Below are 20,351 nucleotides of genomic sequence, written 5' to 3' on the forward strand. Positions count from 1 at the left end.
TCTATCAGGACTCCGCTTTATTCTGCAAACGGAACTGAATCAGCGTCACCGCGATGATCGCGAAGAACAGAATGAATGATCCCGCCGCAGCATAACCGAATTTACTAAATTGGAAGCCGTTATTATAAATGAACAGGGATGCCGACAACGTGCCGTCGAGCGGCTGCCCTTTGGTCATCACGAACGGTTCCTCGAAAAATTGCAGCCAGCCAATCATCGTCGTGATGGATACGAAGAAAATAGCGTACCGGAGCTGCGGAAGTGTAATATAACGAATTTGTTGCCATGTGTTGGCCCCGTCAAGCTGAGCCGCTTCATAGTAAGAGCCTGGAATCCCTTTAATGGCAGCAATAAAAATGATCATGTTCAAGCCTATGCCCCGCCATACCGCCAGCACAATCAACGATATTTTCGCAATCGTAGGATCGGTCAGCCATGGAACGGGACCCAGATTCATCAAACCGAGTACATAGTTGAATAACCCGAGCGTCGGATTGTACAGATAGCTCCAAACGACTGCAACTGCGACCACGTTCGTTACAGACGGCAGATAGAACACGACGCGAAATACTTTGAAGGCACGTGATTTTCCCATATTAATGAGAATCGCGATACTAAGTGAAAAGAGCAGCACCAGCGGAACACCGATGATGACGAAGAACAGGGTATTCCCAATGGATTTTAGAAAGGACGGGTCTACCAGCACGTTCTTGTAATTTTCCAGCCCTATAAACTGAATGCTATGATAATTAACCAGTCCCGACAGATCCATATCCGTGAAGCTGATTACGAGTGCCAGTATAATCGGCAGCAGCGAAAACAGCGTCAGCAGGATGATGGAGGGACCGATAAACAAGTATGGCGCAAGCTTCTGCGAGCTCCCTTTCATGCCTTCACTCCCTTTGACAAAGACGGATATGGATCATTATTTCTTCATAATACTTGCAGCCTGTTGGTTAAAGCTGTCCAATTCCTTCTGTACGTCGGCTTGACCACGGTAAATGCGTTCGAAGCTCTTGATGAATTGCTGAGAAACCTCTTCCCATGCTGCCAGTTGCGGTAATGATGCAGAGTGCTCGAGCTGTTTGCGAATCGTTTGAAGCATTGGATCACTCTTCAGCTTGGCATCGTCCCATGATTTGGTAGCAGCAGGCAGGGTACTGGACAATTCCATCCATTTCAGCTGTGTTTCCGGTTTACTCATAAAGGCCAGAAATTTGGCCGATTCCTCCGGATGCTTGCTAAACTGCATAATCGAAAGGTTCGACCCGCCCAAAACAGACAGGTTGTTTACTTTGCCAGGAAGCTCAGCTATATTCCATTTTCCTTCAAGTTCCGGCGCATTATCCTTGATTTGCTTGATCATAAAAGGACCACTGATAAACATAGGAACGATACCATCACCTTGCAATCCCTGAACGGAATCTATTCCAAGATCGAGGGCATTGGAGCCGTTTTGGAAAAAGGTGTTCAAATACTTCACAGCTTCTACAAACGGTGGCTGGTTGAACAGCGGATTGCCCTGCTCATCGACCAGCTTGGAGCCGTTCTGAAGAGCAAACATAAAGCCCAGAGACTGTTCTTTCGCATTAAAGGAGATACCATATTTGCCTTTGCCGCGAGCCGCCAGTTTTTGAGCAGCGTCGGAAAGCTCCTCCCACGTTTTAGGTGCTTCATTATATCCGACCTGTTTCAATAAATCTGAACGGTAGAACAAAATTTTCGTTTCAGTATACCAAGGAACACCTACAGGTTTCCCCTCAAATTTCGCCGTATCCACAGCACCCTTGAAGAAATTATCCGGTGCCAGCTCAGAATGCTTGCTGACATAAGGAGTAATATCCATCAACGCACCCGCAGCTGCAAGCTCCGGTACCCATGACGTGCCCAACTGAACTACATCCGGGCCAGATTTGGAGGCAACTGCTGTTAACAGCTTATCGTGAGCGTTATCCCAAGGCAGCGCCTGCACATCGACATGAATATCGGGATTTTCCTTCTCAAAGTCCTTTACAATCTCAGGCAGCAGCTTTCCTTCCGCCCCCATGCCCCATAGTGTAATCGTCGTTTTGCCATTCGCATCCTTACCGGATGATTCGTCCTTGGATGAACAGCCTGCCAACGCGCCCCCCAGTAATAAGGTGCTTGCCAAAATGATCCCTAACGTTCTTTTCATCATAGAAATTCCTCCCGAGATGACCGGCTTACCGATCATGCAAATATGATAGCGGATCCAATTACACACATTAAAGCATACAGTGTTTAAAGCCAATTAAAGCCTGCCGTTATAGAAAATATGTGGAAGAATAAGGACCATACTCATCAATAGAAACGTTTCGATAGTCATTATAAAACAAATTGAAACCGTATTCAATAGGGATATTATTTTTTATTCGTCCAGAATCATGCCTCATTTTCTTTCATTTCATCTATAAATCGTTGTTTTTCAGGTGAAATAACCCTCCATTTCGATTTGACTCTCTATTTGAAAGCGTATATAATCCAACTGAGTTCAATAATAGAAACGTTTCGATTAATAATACAACAGGATATTAAGCTTCTATGTAAAGTATTAGCCTGTTCGTCGCTCCTTTGAATCAGTCTTAACAAAAAAATCTCATGGATCTGAAAAAGAAAGCTGCTATCAAAGCAGCCTACGGAGGATTATGATGGAACAACAACTGAATTCCTACCTGCAAAATATGACACTTGAAGAAAAAGTCGATCAACTGCTCCAACTCGTGGGAGCCTTTTTTGAAGATGCAGAAACGGACGGCCAAATTACCGGACCGATGGCATCTCTAGGGATCACAGAAGAAACGGTTCGTAACGTCGGATCGGTGCTAGGCATCGCAGGAGCCGAGGAAGCTATCCGTGTTCAACAAGCACATCTGGGCAAAAACCGTCTGGGCATTCCGCTTCTCATTATGGCAGACATTGTACACGGCTTCAAAACCATTTTTCCCATACCGCTGGCTATTGGCTGTTCATGGAATGTGCAGCTCGCAGAAGAGAGCGCTACCATTGCTGCCAAAGAAGCTTCTGTGTCCGGTGTTCATGTCACCTTTGCCCCGATGGTGGACTTGGTGCGTGACCCGCGCTGGGGCCGTGTAATGGAATCTACAGGGGAAGACCCTTACCTCAACAGTGTATTTGCCCGTGCTTTCGTACGCGGCTTTCAAGGCAAAGACCTGACGAACGATACAGACCGGGTGGCGGCTTGCGTGAAGCATTTTGCCGCATATGGCGCAGGCGAAGGCGGACGGGATTACAATACCGTCGATCTGTCTGCATGGCAGTTGCGCGAGTATTATCTCCCCTCCTACAAAGCTGCGCTAGATGAAGGCTGCGAAATGGTAATGACCTCCTTCAACACCGTAGAGGGTGTAGCTGCGACGGGCAACAAGCGCCTGATGCGCGATTTGCTTCGCGACGAGTGGGGCTTTGACGGTGTACTCATCTCGGATTGGGCCGCCATCAAGGAGCTTATTCCCCACGGCATTGCCGAGGATGAGCGCGAGGCAGCACAGAAGGCACTGCTGGCAGGCGTAGACATTGAAATGATGACCTCCTGCTATAACGGGCATCTGCCTGAGCTGGTTCGCAGCGGGCAGCTGGATGAAGCGCTCGTCGATGAAGCGGTCATGCGCATATTGAAGCTTAAGCAAAAGCTGGGCTTGTTCGACAATCCGCTGCGCGGTGCAGACCCTGAGCGGGAACGTGAAGTCGTGTTCTGTGAAGCTCACCGGGCGGTTGCCAAGGAATTGGCGATCAAATCATGCGTGCTGCTCAAAAACGATTCCGTTCTTCCGTTGAATCGCAGTCAGCACATTGCGTTGATCGGACCTTTTGCAGAGAGCGGTGATATTCTTGGCTCCTGGTCGTGGAGCGGTTCGCAAGAAGAAGCTATTCAAGTCATTGACGGATTCAAATCGAAAATATCCTCCTCGCTGCTCTCGGTAGCGACCGGATGCTCTATAGATGAAATATCTGAAGAACAATATGCAGAAGCGCTGCAAGCTGCCAGCCAGGCAGAGGTCATCGTACTGGCGCTCGGCGAGCGTTCGGATATGAGTGGTGAAGCGGGCAGCCGCTCGGATATTCGCCTGCCACAAGCCCAACTGGAACTGGTGAAACGCCTGAAAACGCTGAACAAGCCTATGGTAGCCGTGCTGTTCAATGGTCGTCCACTGGATCTGCACGGTGTCATTGAAGAAGCAGACGCCGTACTGGAAGCCTGGTTCCCCGGTGGCGAAGGCGGCGCGGCGATTGCCGATCTACTGTACGGCGATGCCGAACCAACGGGTCGTCTGACGATGTCCTTTCCGCAATCGGTGGGGCAGGTGCCTGTGTACTACAATCACTTTAATACAGGACGTCCACAGTTGGACCCGAATACAAAAGAACGCTACGTCTCCCAATACCTTGACGTACCGAACGAACCTTTATTCCCGTTTGGCTATGGCTTGAGCTATACGAAAATAGCCTATGATAGCGTACAGCTTTCCAGCGACACCCTCACTCCCGGTCAAGCACTGACCGTGAAGGTACGGGTAACGAACACAGGAACACGTCCTGTCGAGGAAACGGTTCAGTTCTATGTCCGTGATATCAGCGGAGATACGGTTCGCCCGATGAAAGAGCTGAAAGATTTTCGCAAGGTTCTTCTTGCCCCGGGCGAAAGCCAGGAAGTGGAATTTGCATTGACCGAGCCTCAGTTGCGCTATCACCATGCAGACCTGAGCTTTGATAGTGACAGCGGTGAATTCGCCGTCTTTACAGGACCTAACAGCCGAGATACTACCGAAGGACGTTTTCGTTTAGTGAAAGAAACAGGAAAGTGAGGCGTAACCTTTGATGAATACAAGTCTGGATCAAAATATTTTGCTGCGGGCAGGCGACCTGTCCTTCACCTTCTTGAGCAGCGGTGATGTATACAAAATCGCCCACGGCTCAACCATGATCAATCAACTGCTGACCAATTCCGTCGACGGTTCCCTGAACAACCTGTACTTACGACTGTACCGTCCGTCCGGCGTCAGCATCACTCCCCTGCTTGGAGTCCGTTCACCCGGAGTAGTACGACAAACGGATCAACAGATTATTTGGGAAGGCATTACGTCAGGTGTCGGCTATCAGGTGACATTCACGCTAAGCCGCCTCGGGGTATGGTTCTGGGATGTAACTCTACAGGGCGATGACGTGGAAGCTGATATCGTGTACGGTCAGGATATCGGCATTGCGGATACAGCGGCTGTACGCAGTAATGAAGCTTATCTGTCTCAATATATCGACCATACCGTCTACCATGACGAACAAAGAGGCTATACGGTTTGCTCCCGTCAAAACCAGCCGCAAAGTCAGGCGTTCCCTTACATCCAGCAGGGCTCGTTGACTCGCACCGTCGGTTATTCGACGGACGGATTTCAGTTCTTTGGGCTTTCGTACAAAGAAACGAACGAGCCGGAAGCACTGCGCCGTGATTCGCTCGCCAATGAAGTGTACCAGTACGAATTCGCCTATACGGCGCTGCAATCCGAGCGGGTAAAGCTCGCCGGGGAAGCACGCTTTACCTTTTACGGCCTGTTCCAGCCCAATCATCCGACTGCCGTTACAAAGCTGGAGTACCAGGAACTGGTAACGAAAGCACGCGAAGAAGTAGCAACTATTATGGATACTGCTTCCGAGACCGCTATCCCGGCGCACGCCACAAGGAATCTCCAAACTGGGCGCGTGGCCCCAGCCCGGAACATCGGGGAGCCGCTACGCACGCTGGATATGACCGCAGCCGAGTTGGATCAGCTCTTCCCGAAACGACAGGAAGAAGAGCATGACGGCGACACGTTGCTCTCCTTTTTCACGGACAGCTATGAACATGTCGTACTCAAATCCAAAGAGCTTCGTGTAGAGCGTCCCCACGGGCATATTTTAATGGGCGGGCATTACGCGGGAGGTAAGGAAGAAACCATTACAACCACCTCCTATATGTACGGGGTGTTCAACTCCCAGCTTGTGATCGGCAACACGAATTTCAATAAAATGATCACAAACGCGCGTAATGCGCTCAATATTCCAAAAACATCCGGTCAGCGTATCTATGTCGGAATCCATGGGAAATACCGTTTGCTCACGATGCCTTCCCTGTTCGAGATCGGCTTTAACTATGTGCGCTGGTATTACAAAACCACTGACGATATGCTCATCATTACAAACCATACCAACGCCGATACGCCAGAAGTACGGCTTCACGTGCGCTCGGCAAGCGGCAAAGCCTATCCGTTCCTCGTGACTCAGCAAATGTCCATGCATGTGAACGAATATGAGCTTCCATTCCATGTGGAACGGGATGGCGAGGCCCTGCTCTTCCGCGCAGATCCATCCTCCCTGAGCGCCGAAGCCTATCCGGACCTGTTGTACCGGATGCAGGTACAAGGCGCTCCGTTACAGCAAGTGAGCGACGCTCACACACTGCTACAGGGTACAGCCTCCCCCGATGCATCTCTGGTCGTGCTGGAGTTGGGCCACAGCAGCGAATGGACCTGCACCGTGCAAGGCTGGCTGCATGGGCATTCGGCCGGGAAGAGCCAAGCACACGTGGAACGCGATGCCTCTTTCGAGGCTGAGCGTGAGCGCTATCGGCAATATTTTGCCGGGCTGATGAACGGCTTCCATCTGACGCGTAGCGGACATGAAACGAGCGAGCTGTTCCGTGTGAATGCGGTGGCCTGGTGGTATACCCACAATATGCTTGTCCACTATTCCGTGCCTCATGGTCTGGAGCAATACGGTGGTGCAGCTTGGGGAACACGCGATGTATGTCAGGGCCCGGTGGAATATTTTTCAGCCGTACAAAAGTTTGACGAAGTCCGTTCCATTCTGCTGACCGTGTTCAGCCATCAGTACGAGGATAGCGGAAACTGGCCGCAATGGTTTATGTTCGACAACTATACTCGCGTTCAACAAGAAGAGAGCCACGGTGATATTATCGTCTGGCCGCTCAAGGTACTGGGAGATTATTTGACCGCTACCCGGGATTACAGTATTCTGGAAGAAAATGTACCCTACACCAACCGGCATAGTTTTGATTATACAAAACAGACCGCGACCCTCATGGAACACGCGATGAAGGAAATCGAATATATTCGAGCGAATTTCCTTCATGATACACATTTGTCGGCCTACGGCGACGGCGATTGGGATGACACGCTCCAGCCAGCCAACGCTCAATTGAAGCAATACATGGCGAGCAGTTGGACCGTTGCACTCACCTATCAGGTGGTTAGCAACTTTGCTGCTGCGCTGGAGCAAGCCCCCGCAGGCGTCGTAAGCGGAGCCGCCGAGATCGCACAGGAGCTGCACCAGATGGCCGAAGGCATCCGCAAGGACTTCAACCGCTACATGCTGGAGAGCGGTATTATCCCAGGCTTCGTGTATATGGAAGAGCCCAGTCAGCCCAAGCTGATGCTCCATCCGTCCGATACGGAGACGGGGATTCACTACCGCTTGCTGCCGATGACACGCAGCATGATCAGCCAGCTGCTCACGCCGGAGCAAGCATCGGCTCATGAGCAGCTCATCCGTGAGCAGTTCCTGTGCCCGGATGGCGTGCGTCTGATGAACCGCCCTGCACAGTACGATGGTGGTGTGAGTTCGCACTTCAAGCGCGCAGAGCAAGCGGCCAACTTCGGACGCGAGGTCGGGCTGCAATATGTGCATGCCCATATCCGCTTTGCGGAAGCCATGGCCAAGCTCGGTCGCAAAGATGACGCCTGGCACAGCCTGAGGCTCATCAACCCAGTCGGCATTCGAGCGTCCGTACCAAACGCCGAATGGCGCCAGAGCAACGCGTATTTCAGCAGCTCGGACGGCAAATTTAATACCCGCTACGAAGCACAAGAGCGGTTTGGTGAACTGCGTGAAGGAGCCGTTCCCGTCAAAGGCGGCTGGAGAATCTACTCCAGCGGTCCAGGGATTTATATGAATCAGCTCATATCGAATGTCCTTGGTATCCGTCAGTCGGGCGAAGACCTGATCCTGGACCCTGTACTTCCAGATGATCTTGACGGACTGGAATTTGAATTTTCCTTTGCCGGGAAACCCGTTACCTTCGTTTACCGCCTGCTGCAAGAGCATAACAGCGGTGAGCAAGGCCGCGCGGTATTGAACGGAACACCGCTGGAGAGCGAGCCAGCCGACGACAATCGCTACCGTTCGGGTGCCCTGCGCATCAAGCGCAAGACCTTCGAGCAGGCGCTAGCAGAACATGACGGTGTACACCGTCTGGAGATTATTTTATAAATCAGGCATAGAGGCAACAAAGCGATGGCGATCTTGCGGGATCGCCCTTTGCTGCTTGCCCGTCAAGAAGGAGGAAACGATGTGGTCAGCATTAAAGATATCGCCAAACAGGCGGGCGTTTCCATATCTACCGTTTCATACGCTTTGAACGGCAGTGATAAGGTAACAGAAGAGACCTGCGCACGTATTTTAGCCATTGCCAAAGAGCTTAACTATGTGCCGAATGCCGCCGCACGTAATCTCAAAAAAAGGGAAACCAAAATTATCGGCGTCTTCCTAACCGATTTCCGCGGAGACGTTTATGGAGATTTGCTGTATGGCATCAAGGAGATTTTGAACCGAAAAGACTATGACCTCATCGTATGCAGCGGCAAGCAATCCCACCGAATGCTGCCGGAGCGCATGATCGATGGAGCCATCATACTGGATCAGACGTTCGATAGTCAGGAACTGCTGAACTACGCCGAGCGTGGGCATAAAATTGTCGTACTTGACCGCGAGTTAAATCATCCTAACATTAACCAGGTGCTGCTGGATAACAAGGCAGGTGCCGCTCTCGCGGTGGAGCATCTGCTGGAAATGGGACACCGCAAGCTGTATGTTGTCACCGGACCAGACGGCTCTTATGATTCATGGCAGCGTATGCAGGCGGTCAAGCAGACGATCGAGCGCAGCGGCACCGCCGAAATGATCGAAATTGGCGGCGATTTTGAGAAATCGGGCGGCGAACAGGCGGCCGAGATCATTTTGCAGCAACATGCCAGCCCGGATTCGGGACCCGTCGCGGTATTCTGTCTCAATGATGAGATGGCAGTAGGCTTTTACAATCGAATGGCTCAGTCGGAGCTTACCATCGGCAAGGACATTCATATCGTCGGCTTTGATAATATCGAGCTGGCACAATATATTCAGCCCCGTCTGACGACCATTGATTATTCCAAGCGCAAATGGGGCGCTGTAGCTGCCGAGCAGGTTCTCAAAATCATTGCAGGAGAAGACGTGGAGCATGAACGGTTGTACGTTACACTCGTCCAAAGGGAATCCGCAGGCGCAGCATTCAGCAATCCAGATCAACAGAATGCCTGATGAACGCCGCAGAAGCCCCCAATTACACGCTATCCTGCAAAAAAAAAAGAACTTCCACTGCCCCGGAACACGGGTTGGAAGTTCTTTTAGTCATGCTTATTTTTCAACCTAACCAATCCTCAAGCAAATTCATCAACGACCGTAAGGGATTGCCAATCGCCTGACCCGTCTCCAGTTCCACCTGCAATGCAGCATCAACCATAGATAACTGCGCCACAGCCAGGGTTCTGTCTGGATCAGCCTCTCTCATTTCATGTAATGCACGAACCAGCACTTCCATATATTCGTCTTTGCGACCTTGCATAATCAGTTCAAAAGCGTGCTCCACCACCTTGACCTCTATCAACGAAGAGATATCTGGCTTGCCTAACAGGGCCGCTATATGATAAAGACGCTTCATCGTTCCCTCTACAGTAGCCGGATTCGTAAATACCAAGGTCCGTGGCAACAGATCATCGCATATCTCATGGAAAAAGGGCTCATCCAGCGTTATCACGGGTGTAGGTATTGTCAGTTGAACCTTTTCCGCCAAGACTATATAATTCGTGCACGTAATCAAAATTACATCTACGCCGCTTTGGCCCATCCATTCCAGCTGCTCTTCTACCTTCCGACTGGCATCCGCTGCCGAGAAGTCTGGATCAGATGAAACTCTGTACATGAGTGCAGGGTCCACAAAATGCTCCAGCTCCACCTCATAAGGAGCAAAAGCCCGTTCCACATAGGCAATATTCGAGTGATGCGCATGCAGGCAGCCTACCCTCTGTTTAAAACTCCCCATCATCCCATCCCCACTCATCATGTTTCCATCATTTTAGCAGGGATAGGGTAGTTAGGGAATCACCTTAACTATCAGTCATGCCGTGAATGTCGTTTTTAAAATTTTCCGTTCGTATTTTTCCACTCTGCTTTAGCCGGAATGTCCTGAACTACATCCCAATGCTCTGCTACTTTGCCGTTCTCTACACGCCACATATCATAGACAGCGGTCAATGTTCCCTTGGGCGATTTGATTTCACTCACAACCAGCACGAAGTTCCCTTCTCCAATGACCATGTGGACCTGATCATATCCAAAGGAAGCTCCCTGGCTTCCCGCTGCGGAGAATGCTTGCTTCAGATTGGACACACCGTCACCAAAAAAGGGATTATGCTGAATGTAATGATCACCATTATAGTAGCTTTCCAGTGCAGCGCGGTTCTTGCCAACCAGAATATCATCGACAAACTTGCGGATCAACGCTTTGTTCGTCTCGGTTTTATTGCGATCTGTGATTTGAGTTGCTCCGTCAATCATCGTACGTCCACTTGGATTGGCTGGAGCCGAATCCTGAATGTTGTCCCAATGCTCAACGATTTTACCATTGCTATCAAAGCGGAAAATATCAAAGACAATGCTTGATTTCCCTGCAATTGTCGTTTTATAATGAACCGCTACAAAATTCCCATCCTGAAGCACACGGTGGATTTCAACCTTTGTATTAGCTTCCTTTAATTGGCTTATTCCTTGCAGCAAGGCATCTCTACCGCTGGCAAAGCCCAGATTGTGCTGAATGTACTGATCCTTGCTGATCCAAGTCTCGGCCGCTTTCGTATCTCCGGTTTCAAAGCTTTTCAGGATTTCAACGACCTTATCCTTATTACTCACCCCGATTTGCACCGTTTGGCTGGCCGGGTCCCAAATCACTTGCTTACCCCACGCTTCTTTGACGACATCAACCGGAACATAGGTTACCCCTTGTTTCGTCAAGATGGTCGAGGTGGACAGCGGTACCTTAATCCCGTTGATTTGCGCTTCCGGACTGCCTGACACCAGTACAACCGTCGCCTGATCATACCGAATGGTCGTGCTTTGACGCGCCGTATTGAACGTAATATGCTTGGAATCCAGCGGAATCCCCAAACTGGAGGCCAGTTGTCTCAAAGGAATTAAGACCTGCTTATTTCTCACGATAGGAGCGATCTTGTAAGCCTCTTTCTTGCCATCTACCCAAACCTGGATACCTGTAGCGGGTTTTACCTCGGCAGCTAAAGCAGGCACAGCAGAAGACAGCACAAGCAAGCCAGCGAGTGCAGCGGTAACCGTATGTTTTTTCATGAATGTAAGCCCCTCTCATCTTGTAAAATAATATAGAAAACGATTTCCTTATATGTAACTACTTAGGTTACACCTTACCACGAAAAAGAAGAATTTACAACATCCTACCCTATCCTTTAAACCCCCATGGATTCTTTTGAAACTTCAATGCCCCTCCTTTCAAACTCTTATATTTGGAGCCAGTAAAACAGCAAGCTACAACCTTAGAATAAAGGATACCGTGGTTAATAACAATGTATGTTTATGGGCTAACAGATGAATTTATGATAAAGCCACAAATAAGCGGGTTCTATCACCAAGCGAATGAACGCTTTTGAACAGAAAACCCGCTTCTTTACACGACATATACCCTTTAGACCGATAACGTTCTCCGAAACTTAATGAAGCTCCCAATTCGCCAGATGGAGATATAGACGAGCGCCATCGTAATCGCCAATACACTAATCTCGGTCGTACCCAAGCTGCTGAGATATTGGGTCAACATAATGCGAATTAAGATAATGGTAATAATAATGTATTTAAAATATTTGTTTGGCTTGGGATAAATATGGCCGTCGTCCCGTCTCTCGTATGCCGTATGCAGCAGAATGACGTAACCAAACACCGCACCTAACAGCCCGGCAGCCAATAGCTCCCAAAAGGCGGGAAGCGCATGCGTTTGACCGGGAATATGCATCAATTGGTACACAGACATCATCATGAGTGGGAATGCGATAAATAAGGGGAGCAAAAGACGGACTCCGTTTCCTTTTACCGGTCCCCCTCGTCTTTTGGTTCTCAACCAGATCATCAGCCCCACCAAAACAGCCAACAATGCATAGATGAATATCGTCGTCATGGTGAAACTCCTTTCCTATATATCTTTTGAGACGATGCTAAATCGACAGTTTCTTCTCCAGCAAATAAGCGTTCAGCCGGATTATTGCATATGCAGCCAACCAACTGATCAACACAGCAACCGGGAAGTGCCATGTAAAGGGAAGCCATTGTCCCGCATAGGCATGGTCAAACTGCTTATAAATCCCTTGATCGCTTGACCAATAAAAGACGCTCCCTCCACCCATCAACACAATCCAGAGAATCGGGCTGATCGGTCTCCATGTGCTGAATTTTGTACTAACTGTAAGCAGACCAAGCGCAATAACAAACGGGGTGAACGCGATAATCACCACAAACCAGTTAAATCCTGCAATGACAAAGGACGCTGCATCCGCAAACGTGTAAGGCTGTATGGTCGATGAGATGAACAGCGCGTACAGGGAACCCACCACAAACAGGAGCAATATCACGACAATAGTTTGTAAAATAGTAGCAACCCATTTGGCGCTAATCAGCCACATGCGCGGATAAGGAAGGGTCAGCCACCATCCGTAGGTGTCATTTTCCCATTCTCTTCTCAAACTTCCCACACCCATAAAAATGATCATGTACGGCAAGCCCAGGGTGACATACCACAGCCTTGTCAATTCGAGTTGGTTGTGAAGCGCGAAATACAAGGAAATAACGAACGCCGCAATTAGAAATAGCGAGAAATAAACAAGTCTCCATGATCTGGGCAGTCGATTCCGGCTCTGCTTTCTCCAGCTACCTTTATTTCGAAATTCATGGCGTATCAATTCTTTGAACAGCCCTGATGAATTCACACCTTCCACTCCTTTTTGTACAAATTGCGGAACACCTGATTCAGTGATCCATGCTCTCCACGCAGATCATCCGAATCACCGGACCATATCACCCGCCCGCGGTCCATCATCACCGTGTAGTCAAACAAGCCTTCCACTTCCTGAATATCATGCGTACTCATGAGTATGGATTGCTGCCGATCCTCCAAATAATCAATAATACCAGCCACGATTGCTTCTCTGGAAAGGACATCAATACCCGCAAACGGTTCATCCAGGATCATGAGCGGAACCTCACGCGCCAGACACAGAATCAGCAGCACACGTGCCTCCTGCCCGCGGCTCAACCCGGCCATTTTCAACTCCAGCTCCACGTCCATATGATCAGCCAGCTTATGCGCATCCTTCATATTAAAGCCAGGCAAAAAGGACTGTCCCCACTCCAGTGTCTGCTGCACCGTATGATTGGGGTACCAGCGAGCCCGGTCAGGCAGGTAGGATATGCCACGGTTGGTTTCCCAGCCGGGTCTTTGCCCCAGCACCTCAAGACTGCCTCCGTCCGGCTGAATCAATCCGGTGATCGCCCGGAAAAAGCTGGACTTACCGCAGCCATTGGGCCCAAGCACCCCTACAATGCGGCCCGCAGGAATGACGACATCCAATTGATCCAGCGCCTTTTTACTGCCATATTGCTTCGTGATATGGTTCGCAACCACAATAGATTCCGTCATGCCCCTTCGCCTCCTTCCTCATCATTCCTGTTCTGTTTGCTTGCTATATACCGCTGCACATCCTCCCATGACAGCCCCAGACTGCTCATCTGTCCCAGGAACTGATCTATATACGTCAGGGCCAGTTGTTCCCGAAAGTTGTCTACCCGCTCACTGGACGACGTAACATAGGTTCCCAAGCCGCGCCGCTTCTCGGTCAGTCCGTCCCGCTCCAGCTCCTGATAAGCCCGCATCACTGTATTCGGATTCATACGCAATTCCTGTGCCAGATCACGAACGGACGGCATTTTGCTTCCCATTTCAATCTCCCCTTTGGCAATGGAGCTTCGTACCTGATTTAATATCTGTTCATATAATGGCTGGCTAAAATCAATTAAAAACCGAAGCGAGCCAACCCTTTGCTCTTCCATGGGTATTTCCCCCTAATCCGCTGCATCTATCGTGCATATAGTGTATTATATCACTTAATACACGCAACACAAGTATATTTTTAGTTGAAATTTTAGTCATACCGTTCAAAAACCTATTCAGCAAATGCTCAGCTTGCGCTCAGACAGCACTGTACTCCACTGGCGCAGCCCATACTGCTTCAACTACACCTGAGAAGGCTCCAATTGTAGACAAAACTCAGGCACCATTATAATGGGAAGATTTAAGGGGTGAAAAAAAAGACCCTGTATTATCAGGATCTTTCATCATTTCATGCCGTGTATAACTTAGTAGCGATAATCATCATAGGAGTTACGATCTTGATAACGCGGCTGTTGAGCTGCTGTAACCATCAAAAATATACCTGAAAGCAAATGCATCAACCAACCCACGAACGGAATCCATCCAACAACAGAGGTCACGATGCCCAAGATAGATCCATAATAGGCCTCCTTGTTTACCACAGATAGCACTAATGTAACAATATGGAGAATCATCATAAAGAACAACACGGTATACACGGAGTTTACAACGATGAGTCCGCCCAAAACAGGAATAGCTAAAAATAGCTCTAAACCGCCCGTAATCCATTTTAAAGTTTTTGATGGTGCCATTGTTCCACTCTCCCGGTGCTATTTCATCCCATCATTATATCTTATCGCTATACGGGGTGACATACATTTTTTAACAATCAATATGTTTAAATCGTGACCGCTGCTATCCCTTTTTAGAATGAGCTAAGCCCTGACTACATATATGTGAGAAAGAACGAATTTTTGTGACTCCAAGGGGTAAACGCATTGGGATATTATATCGAGGTGGAATTGCCGGGTCAAGGCTTATTCCTTTTGAACGCAGCGGTCATGCTGTATTCTACGATGCGCTCCCCGTATTTAATTCCACCTTACTGAGCATACTATCTCAACCTTCCCCTATGCCATAATCGGAGAACCAGGACATTCATATGTGCAAAAAAAATAGCATCTTGCGGTGCGTTCTCCAAAAAACAAAAAAGACGCCTCAGCGCCGTTAGCGGCTATGGGGCATCCTTCACTACAAACATATATCCCATTAGGATTGTTTGGTATGATTAAAGCTCGTATTATTCAAAACGGCCAGCTTTTTCTCGCCCTTCACCATGGCAGAACCGCAAATGGGGCATGTCGGCTCGACAGAAAAAGCGAAGTTATCCCGCATCCATCCATTGCACGTATCGCTGGCGCAATTCCAGACAGTTGTAATTTCCTCAGGAATCTCATCCATTGGCTTTTTCCGTGAATTGTACATAAACATCCCTCTTTCTTCATGATTTATAAAGCGATAAGATGTAATCAGTTCAAAAACGGCCTTGTGAACAGATAAAAACAAATGCCCCAAACGCTATGTTCGGGGCATCTGAAGTAGGCTGTAATTTTAAATTACAGTTTTACAACGTTCTCAGCTTGTGGTCCACGGTTTCCTTCAACTACGTTGAATTCTACGCGTTGGCCTTCGTCCAAAGATTTGAAGCCGTCGCCTTGGATTGCGGAGAAGTGTACGAATACGTCGCTTCCACCTTCAACCTCGATGAAACCAAAACCTTTTTCTGCGTTAAACCATTTTACTGTACCTGTTTGCATGGAATTACCTCCAAAATGTATTTATATGACCTTTATTTTTTACAAATAAAAATTCACATATTGCACAAGGTTATTTCAACCTAAAACAATAGCCCTCTACAATATGCGAATCTCAGGTCACAATTTCAATATACTCATATTACCATAAGTGTATTGAAAACGCAAGCACTGGTGAAATTTAAATTATGCAGAGTGCTCTTGTCCTCTATTTATATGTTCAAGCTGTATTCATCAGGCGATAGTCAATCATCAACGCCTACTTAAAACAGTATATCCGCAACTGCTTTTTATTATACCAGCAAATGAAAAATAAATATACAAAACATTATGCAGAAGACGAACTTTTTCAAAATAGCCGTCTTCTGCATCCACTCCGTTACGTTACCTTTTAACCAGCATCAAAGACCTGCCAATGCCTTAATTTCATCTGTTGTCAGCGCTTTATTATACAATTGAACCTCATCCAGACTTCCATTAAAGTTAGCATCGGCGGCAAAGCGGCTTTTACCGAGATAAGCCTCGCTCGTCAGCAGCTCTCTCGGATTAATGGTAACGCTGTCATTAACAGCTACCTCTTCACCGTTTACATACAGCTTCCCTGTATTCCCCTCCAGTGTAACCGCTACATGCGTCCACTGGTTCAAGGGTAGCGGTGCTTTGGAAAGCAAGCTTTGATCCGTACCTTCATGGATCGTAAACAGTAGCACACCGCTTCCTTGGGATGGGGTCAGGAACATATGGCGGCTCTGCCCATTTCCGAAGTCAAAAATTCGCTGCCAGGCTGCGCCGCCCTTCCAGTTTACCCAAGCGGAAAAAGTAAAGTCCTCCGCATCTGTTACCGTGCCCGGTAGCTGCACATAGCCATCCTTGCCGTTTAAAGCAAGAGCTCCACCGGATTTGCCTTCCTTGTCCCATGTGGCTCCACCGAATGCCTTGCCATCATAGTTGTTGTATGTGCTGTCCACGACCCGTGTCCCTTGATCCTCGCTCCATGAATAGTGCGCGAGCTGCGGACCTTGAGCCTGCTCGGGAACAACGGCCTGGAAGTTTTTCTTCGCCGTTGCTTTGCCTTTTTTAATGGTCGCAGTCAATGTGACCGTTGCAGGCTGGGAACCCGCTTCTGGACGGTACACTTCACCTGTCACGGAAATGTTCTCAGGACGTGAGGACTCCCACGAAATGGTGGTATCTTGTGTAGCTTGAGTAGGCAGCGTCAGATTATAAAAAACGTTGCTCAAATCGCCCAGACTCAGATCCTTCTGCACAGCAGCCACAATCTTGCTGGCCTTCAGTTCAGGCTTTAGCGTACCCCATACCGCAACACCCTTGGAGGATAGCGCAGTGAAAGCAAACGTCTTGGTGCCCGTATCTGGATCAAGGTGCCGCAGGAACACGCCTTTGTACTTTGTACCATCCGCTGTAATCTCCAGCTGGTTACCTGTGCCAAGCTTCCATGTACCGTTCGCTCCGCCGGACAGTTTGCCACCGCTATCCAAACTGACGGTCAGAGCTTGCTTAATATTGGCCGAAATTTCTTTTCCGTGATTTACATACGAGTATTGACCAAGGACATCCTTTTCCGACAACTTTTTAAGAGAATCCTCATCTCCCGAATAACGATAAGGAGCAACTACGGGCCAACCGTCAGCGTTCATGAACATTTCATGCACGCGTACCTCAAATTGCTCGCCCCGTCCCGGAAAACGGGAATGGAAGATCAGAAAATGCTTCTTGGTCTTGGGATCGTAATAAGCCGAGTTATGTCCGGGAGAAACATAGCCTGTACCCAGTCCTGTACCCGGATCACCGACTTCCCTTGTAATCAGGTAATTCCCTATCAGCTTGACACCGTATGGCTCAATGGAAGCGTCATCAAAAAGAGGTTTGTCAGGGTTCGCCTTGACCTTGATCATGTCGTTGCCCTCAGCATCGTAAAAAGGACCATCCGGTGTTTTGGAGCGAGCCACACGTAGGTTGTATCCGCCATCTGCCGACAAGCCGCCATAAGACAGGAACAGGTAATAATAGTCTGTTTGCGGACTGTATTGTATGTATGGCCCTTCCATACGGGCATGGTTACCGCCTGTCAGCTTTTTCCCATATCCTTGTCCGGGCAGCGGCTTCCCCGTTTTCTCATCCATTTCCAGAATAAAGATGCCTCCTGAAAAGGACCCGTATACCATCCACAGCTTGCCGTTCTTATCATAAAAGGTGTCCGGGTCCACGACATTTGGATGCTTAGTCGCATCATAGACGGTTCCGTCCTCACTCGGTTGTCCCCACATGCCGGATTTCAGGAAAATCCCTTTGTTCTTGTAGGGTCCTTCGATTTTGTCAGCCACCGCTACACCCATCGCAGAGCGCGGAGAGTCACCTTTGCAGGCATTATAGTACATATAAAACTTGCCGTCCGCCAGTTGAATGACATCGGCTGCCCACAACGTATCAGTCTGCGCCCATTCTAGCGCTTCTTTTAATTCCTCTTTGACGTTCGGAATCAATACGTTGCCATTTGCTACGCCTGTAGCAATCGTATCCCAATTCATGAGATCCTTGGACTTGGCAGCCGCCAAATGAGAGCCAAAAATATAAAAGGTATCGTTCACCTTCAGAATGGAAGGATCATGCACGGAGGTTTCCTTGAAAGAGGCCGCCACCTTTTTGCTCTGAATTGTAACGTTCTCCTGACTCTGATCTTGAAGTGTAAGCTGTCCCGCATTCTGAATCCCATCTGTATTCGGGTCGAGCGTTTGCTCCGCGCCTGCAAAAGAGGCAGGTAACAGCAAAGCACCTGCCAGAGAAGCTGCCGTTACTTTGCGGAAAAATAATCGTTTCATTAACTAATCTCCTCTCGATTTGAACAAACCTGGTTAATCAGCGGTCAGGCTTCTATTGTATTTTGATTCGTTTATTTCCCTCTTGAAATAGATACTCATCATCACCCCCGGCAGGTATTAAAGCGCTTTCAATTTGTTTAAAAATGAAAACCCTTCTCTCTAAGAAGGGCGGCTCAAACCTGACTGTGAACCGTACCTCTATATTATGCAAACAATATGGAAAATTCAATATTTAATTTTATATTTATATGAATTGTTTAATAAAATTATTAATTACAAAAACTCAGTTTGCTATCCTTCCTGCCGATACCATCGAAATTCGAATAGTAAGTTTATCAGAAGCCCAATGCGTCCATACTGGATTAAAAAGCATCCGCAAGGAGAGGGCGAACATTCATGCGTTTTCGGAAAAGAAGCAGCCACAACAAGTTTAAAAAGCCACCTGTCCAGCACACCGAGAGTAAGCCTGCACATTCAGAGGCGCAGCTCAGTGCAAATATCGGGTCAAATCTTCAGCGGATCAGACAAACACTCGGTAACAGCACCGACATCATCATAAGAGAAGTTCGTATCGGCAAGGATGGTGAACAAAACATTGCTATTCTCTATACTGACGGCTTGGCGGATACGAATGTAGTCTCCGACTTCATCATGGAGTCGATGATGCTGGATAGCGGCTTGTCCGGGGACGTGGAGCACAAGATTCAAACCTCCTCTAATGTCATGCAAATTTTGAAAGATTACGCTCTGACCATCGGAGATATCCGGAATGTTACTGACTTTGAAACCTTATATAACGCTCTGTTATCCGGAGATGCAATCGTTTTGGTTGACGGTGAGACGCAGGGAATCGTGGCCAGCGCACGAGGATGGAAAGATCGCGGGGTCACCGAACCTGCCTCAGAAAATGTCGTCCGTGGGCCGCGGGAAGGATTTTCTGAAGCACTACGCACGAATACGGCCTTGATCCGGCGTAAGATTAAAGATCCGAATTTGTGGCTGGAAACAAAACAAATCGGCCGCGTGACCAAGACCGATGTCGCTGTGATGTACATTAAGGGAATCGTGAACAACAAATTGGTCGAAGAAGTGCATGAGCGGCTGAATCGCATTGATGTAGACAGCATTCTTGAAAGCGGGTATATCGAGGAGTTAATCCAGGACGAAACATTTACCCCTTTTCCGACAGTATACAATTCCGAACGCCCGGACGTCATCGCCGCCGAGCTGCTGGAAGGAAAGATCGCGATCCTGGTGGATGGAACCCCGTTTGTGCTTGTCGTACCCGCGCTGTTTGTTTCCTTCCTGCATGCGGCGGAGGATTATTATGAGCGTGCCGACATCAGCAGCTTCATCCGGCTTCTTCGTTACGCTGGGATCTTTATTTCCCTGCTTGGTCCGTCCTTATATGTTGCCATCACTACGTTTCATCAGGAAATGCTGCCAACCTCATTGCTGATCGGTCTGGCGGCACAGCGGGAGGCCGTTCCTTTTCCCGCCTTTGTCGAAGCGCTCATGATGGAATTGACTTTTGAAATATTACGAGAAGCCGGCGTCCGCATGCCAAAGTATATCGGGGCAGCCGTCTCCATCGTAGGCACGCTCGTCATCGGACAAGCGGCTGTCGAGGCG

The 20,351-nt window shown here is 48.7% G+C and carries 16 protein-coding genes; 4 read left to right on the forward strand and 12 right to left on the reverse strand.

Features of this window, described 5'->3' with window-relative positions; genetic code table 11:
* Positions 1-4 precede the first annotated feature (4 nt).
* Positions 5-889 (reverse strand): carbohydrate ABC transporter permease, encoded by an 885-nt coding sequence (locus L696_RS0115295; RefSeq protein ID WP_025684426.1) that lies wholly within the window; start codon positions 887-889, stop codon positions 5-7.
* A gap of 36 nt (positions 890-925) precedes the next feature.
* The gene (locus L696_RS0115300; RefSeq protein ID WP_025684427.1) at positions 926-2,179 is read right to left on the reverse strand and encodes an extracellular solute-binding protein; all 1,254 of its coding nucleotides are present in this window, start codon (positions 2,177-2,179) and stop codon (positions 926-928) included.
* Positions 2,180-2,669: 490 nt separating this feature from the next.
* Between L696_RS0115300 and L696_RS0115305 the strand changes: the two genes are divergently transcribed.
* From L696_RS0115305 to L696_RS0115315, 3 genes are all read left to right on the forward strand, one after another.
* Positions 2,670-4,844 carry a glycoside hydrolase family 3 N-terminal domain-containing protein gene (locus L696_RS0115305; RefSeq protein ID WP_025684428.1) on the forward strand — a complete coding sequence of 725 codons (2,175 nt, stop codon included), beginning with the start codon at positions 2,670-2,672 and terminating at the stop codon, positions 4,842-4,844.
* 13 nt (positions 4,845-4,857) lie between these two features.
* Entirely contained in the window at positions 4,858-8,298 is a 3,441-nt protein-coding gene (locus tag L696_RS0115310) for a GH36-type glycosyl hydrolase domain-containing protein (protein WP_025684429.1), read from the forward strand.
* 81 nt (positions 8,299-8,379) lie between these two features.
* The gene (locus L696_RS0115315) at positions 8,380-9,384 is read left to right on the forward strand and encodes a LacI family DNA-binding transcriptional regulator (RefSeq protein WP_025684430.1); all 1,005 of its coding nucleotides are present in this window, start codon (positions 8,380-8,382) and stop codon (positions 9,382-9,384) included.
* 103 nt (positions 9,385-9,487) lie between these two features.
* Here the strand turns inward: L696_RS0115315 and L696_RS0115320 are convergent, their stop codons facing one another.
* The 10 genes from L696_RS0115320 to abnB all read right to left on the reverse strand — a co-directional run bounded on the left by L696_RS0115320 (position 9,488) and on the right by abnB (position 18,719).
* Complete coding sequence (locus tag L696_RS0115320; protein ID WP_025684431.1) at positions 9,488-10,165, reverse strand: hypothetical protein; 678 nt, start codon at positions 10,163-10,165, stop codon at positions 9,488-9,490.
* A gap of 95 nt (positions 10,166-10,260) precedes the next feature.
* Entirely contained in the window at positions 10,261-11,481 is a 1,221-nt protein-coding gene (locus L696_RS0115325) for a stalk domain-containing protein (protein ID WP_025684432.1), read from the reverse strand.
* A gap of 352 nt (positions 11,482-11,833) precedes the next feature.
* The gene (locus L696_RS0115330) at positions 11,834-12,319 is read right to left on the reverse strand and encodes a cytochrome c biogenesis protein CcdC (protein WP_025684433.1); all 486 of its coding nucleotides are present in this window, start codon (positions 12,317-12,319) and stop codon (positions 11,834-11,836) included.
* A gap of 37 nt (positions 12,320-12,356) precedes the next feature.
* Positions 12,357-13,124 carry an ABC transporter permease subunit gene (locus L696_RS0115335; RefSeq protein WP_025684434.1) on the reverse strand — a complete coding sequence of 256 codons (768 nt, stop codon included), beginning with the start codon at positions 13,122-13,124 and terminating at the stop codon, positions 12,357-12,359.
* Positions 13,121-13,834 (reverse strand): ABC transporter ATP-binding protein, encoded by a 714-nt coding sequence (locus L696_RS0115340; RefSeq protein WP_025684435.1) that lies wholly within the window; start codon positions 13,832-13,834, stop codon positions 13,121-13,123. Before L696_RS0115340 ends, L696_RS0115335 begins: the two co-directional genes overlap by 4 nt.
* Positions 13,831-14,244 (reverse strand): GntR family transcriptional regulator, encoded by a 414-nt coding sequence (locus L696_RS0115345; protein WP_025684436.1) that lies wholly within the window; start codon positions 14,242-14,244, stop codon positions 13,831-13,833. The genes L696_RS0115340 and L696_RS0115345 overlap by 4 nt, the downstream gene beginning before the upstream one ends.
* Before the next feature lie 306 nt (positions 14,245-14,550).
* Complete coding sequence (locus tag L696_RS0115350; RefSeq protein WP_025684437.1) at positions 14,551-14,877, reverse strand: hypothetical protein; 327 nt, start codon at positions 14,875-14,877, stop codon at positions 14,551-14,553.
* A gap of 457 nt (positions 14,878-15,334) precedes the next feature.
* A complete protein-coding gene (locus tag L696_RS0115360) occupies positions 15,335-15,550 on the reverse strand; it encodes a cold-shock protein (RefSeq protein ID WP_013308357.1) in 216 nt (71 codons plus the stop codon).
* Between the two features lie 131 nt (positions 15,551-15,681).
* The gene (gene cspD, locus L696_RS0115365; RefSeq protein WP_013308356.1) at positions 15,682-15,882 is read right to left on the reverse strand and encodes a cold-shock protein CspD; all 201 of its coding nucleotides are present in this window, start codon (positions 15,880-15,882) and stop codon (positions 15,682-15,684) included.
* Positions 15,883-16,280: 398 nt separating this feature from the next.
* Complete coding sequence (gene abnB / locus L696_RS0115370) at positions 16,281-18,719, reverse strand: arabinan endo-1,5-alpha-L-arabinosidase AbnB (RefSeq protein ID WP_025684438.1); 2,439 nt, start codon at positions 18,717-18,719, stop codon at positions 16,281-16,283.
* A 396-nt stretch (positions 18,720-19,115) separates the two neighbouring features.
* On the opposite strand from abnB, the gene L696_RS0115375 reads away from it, so the two are divergent.
* Positions 19,116-20,351 (forward strand): spore germination protein (locus L696_RS0115375; protein ID WP_025684439.1); only part of this gene is annotated, 1,236 nt, incomplete at its 3' end.

This window comes from Paenibacillus maysiensis (assembly GCF_000520815.1).
In the GTDB taxonomy this organism is placed as follows: Bacteria; Bacillota; Bacilli; order Paenibacillales; family Paenibacillaceae; genus Paenibacillus; species Paenibacillus maysiensis.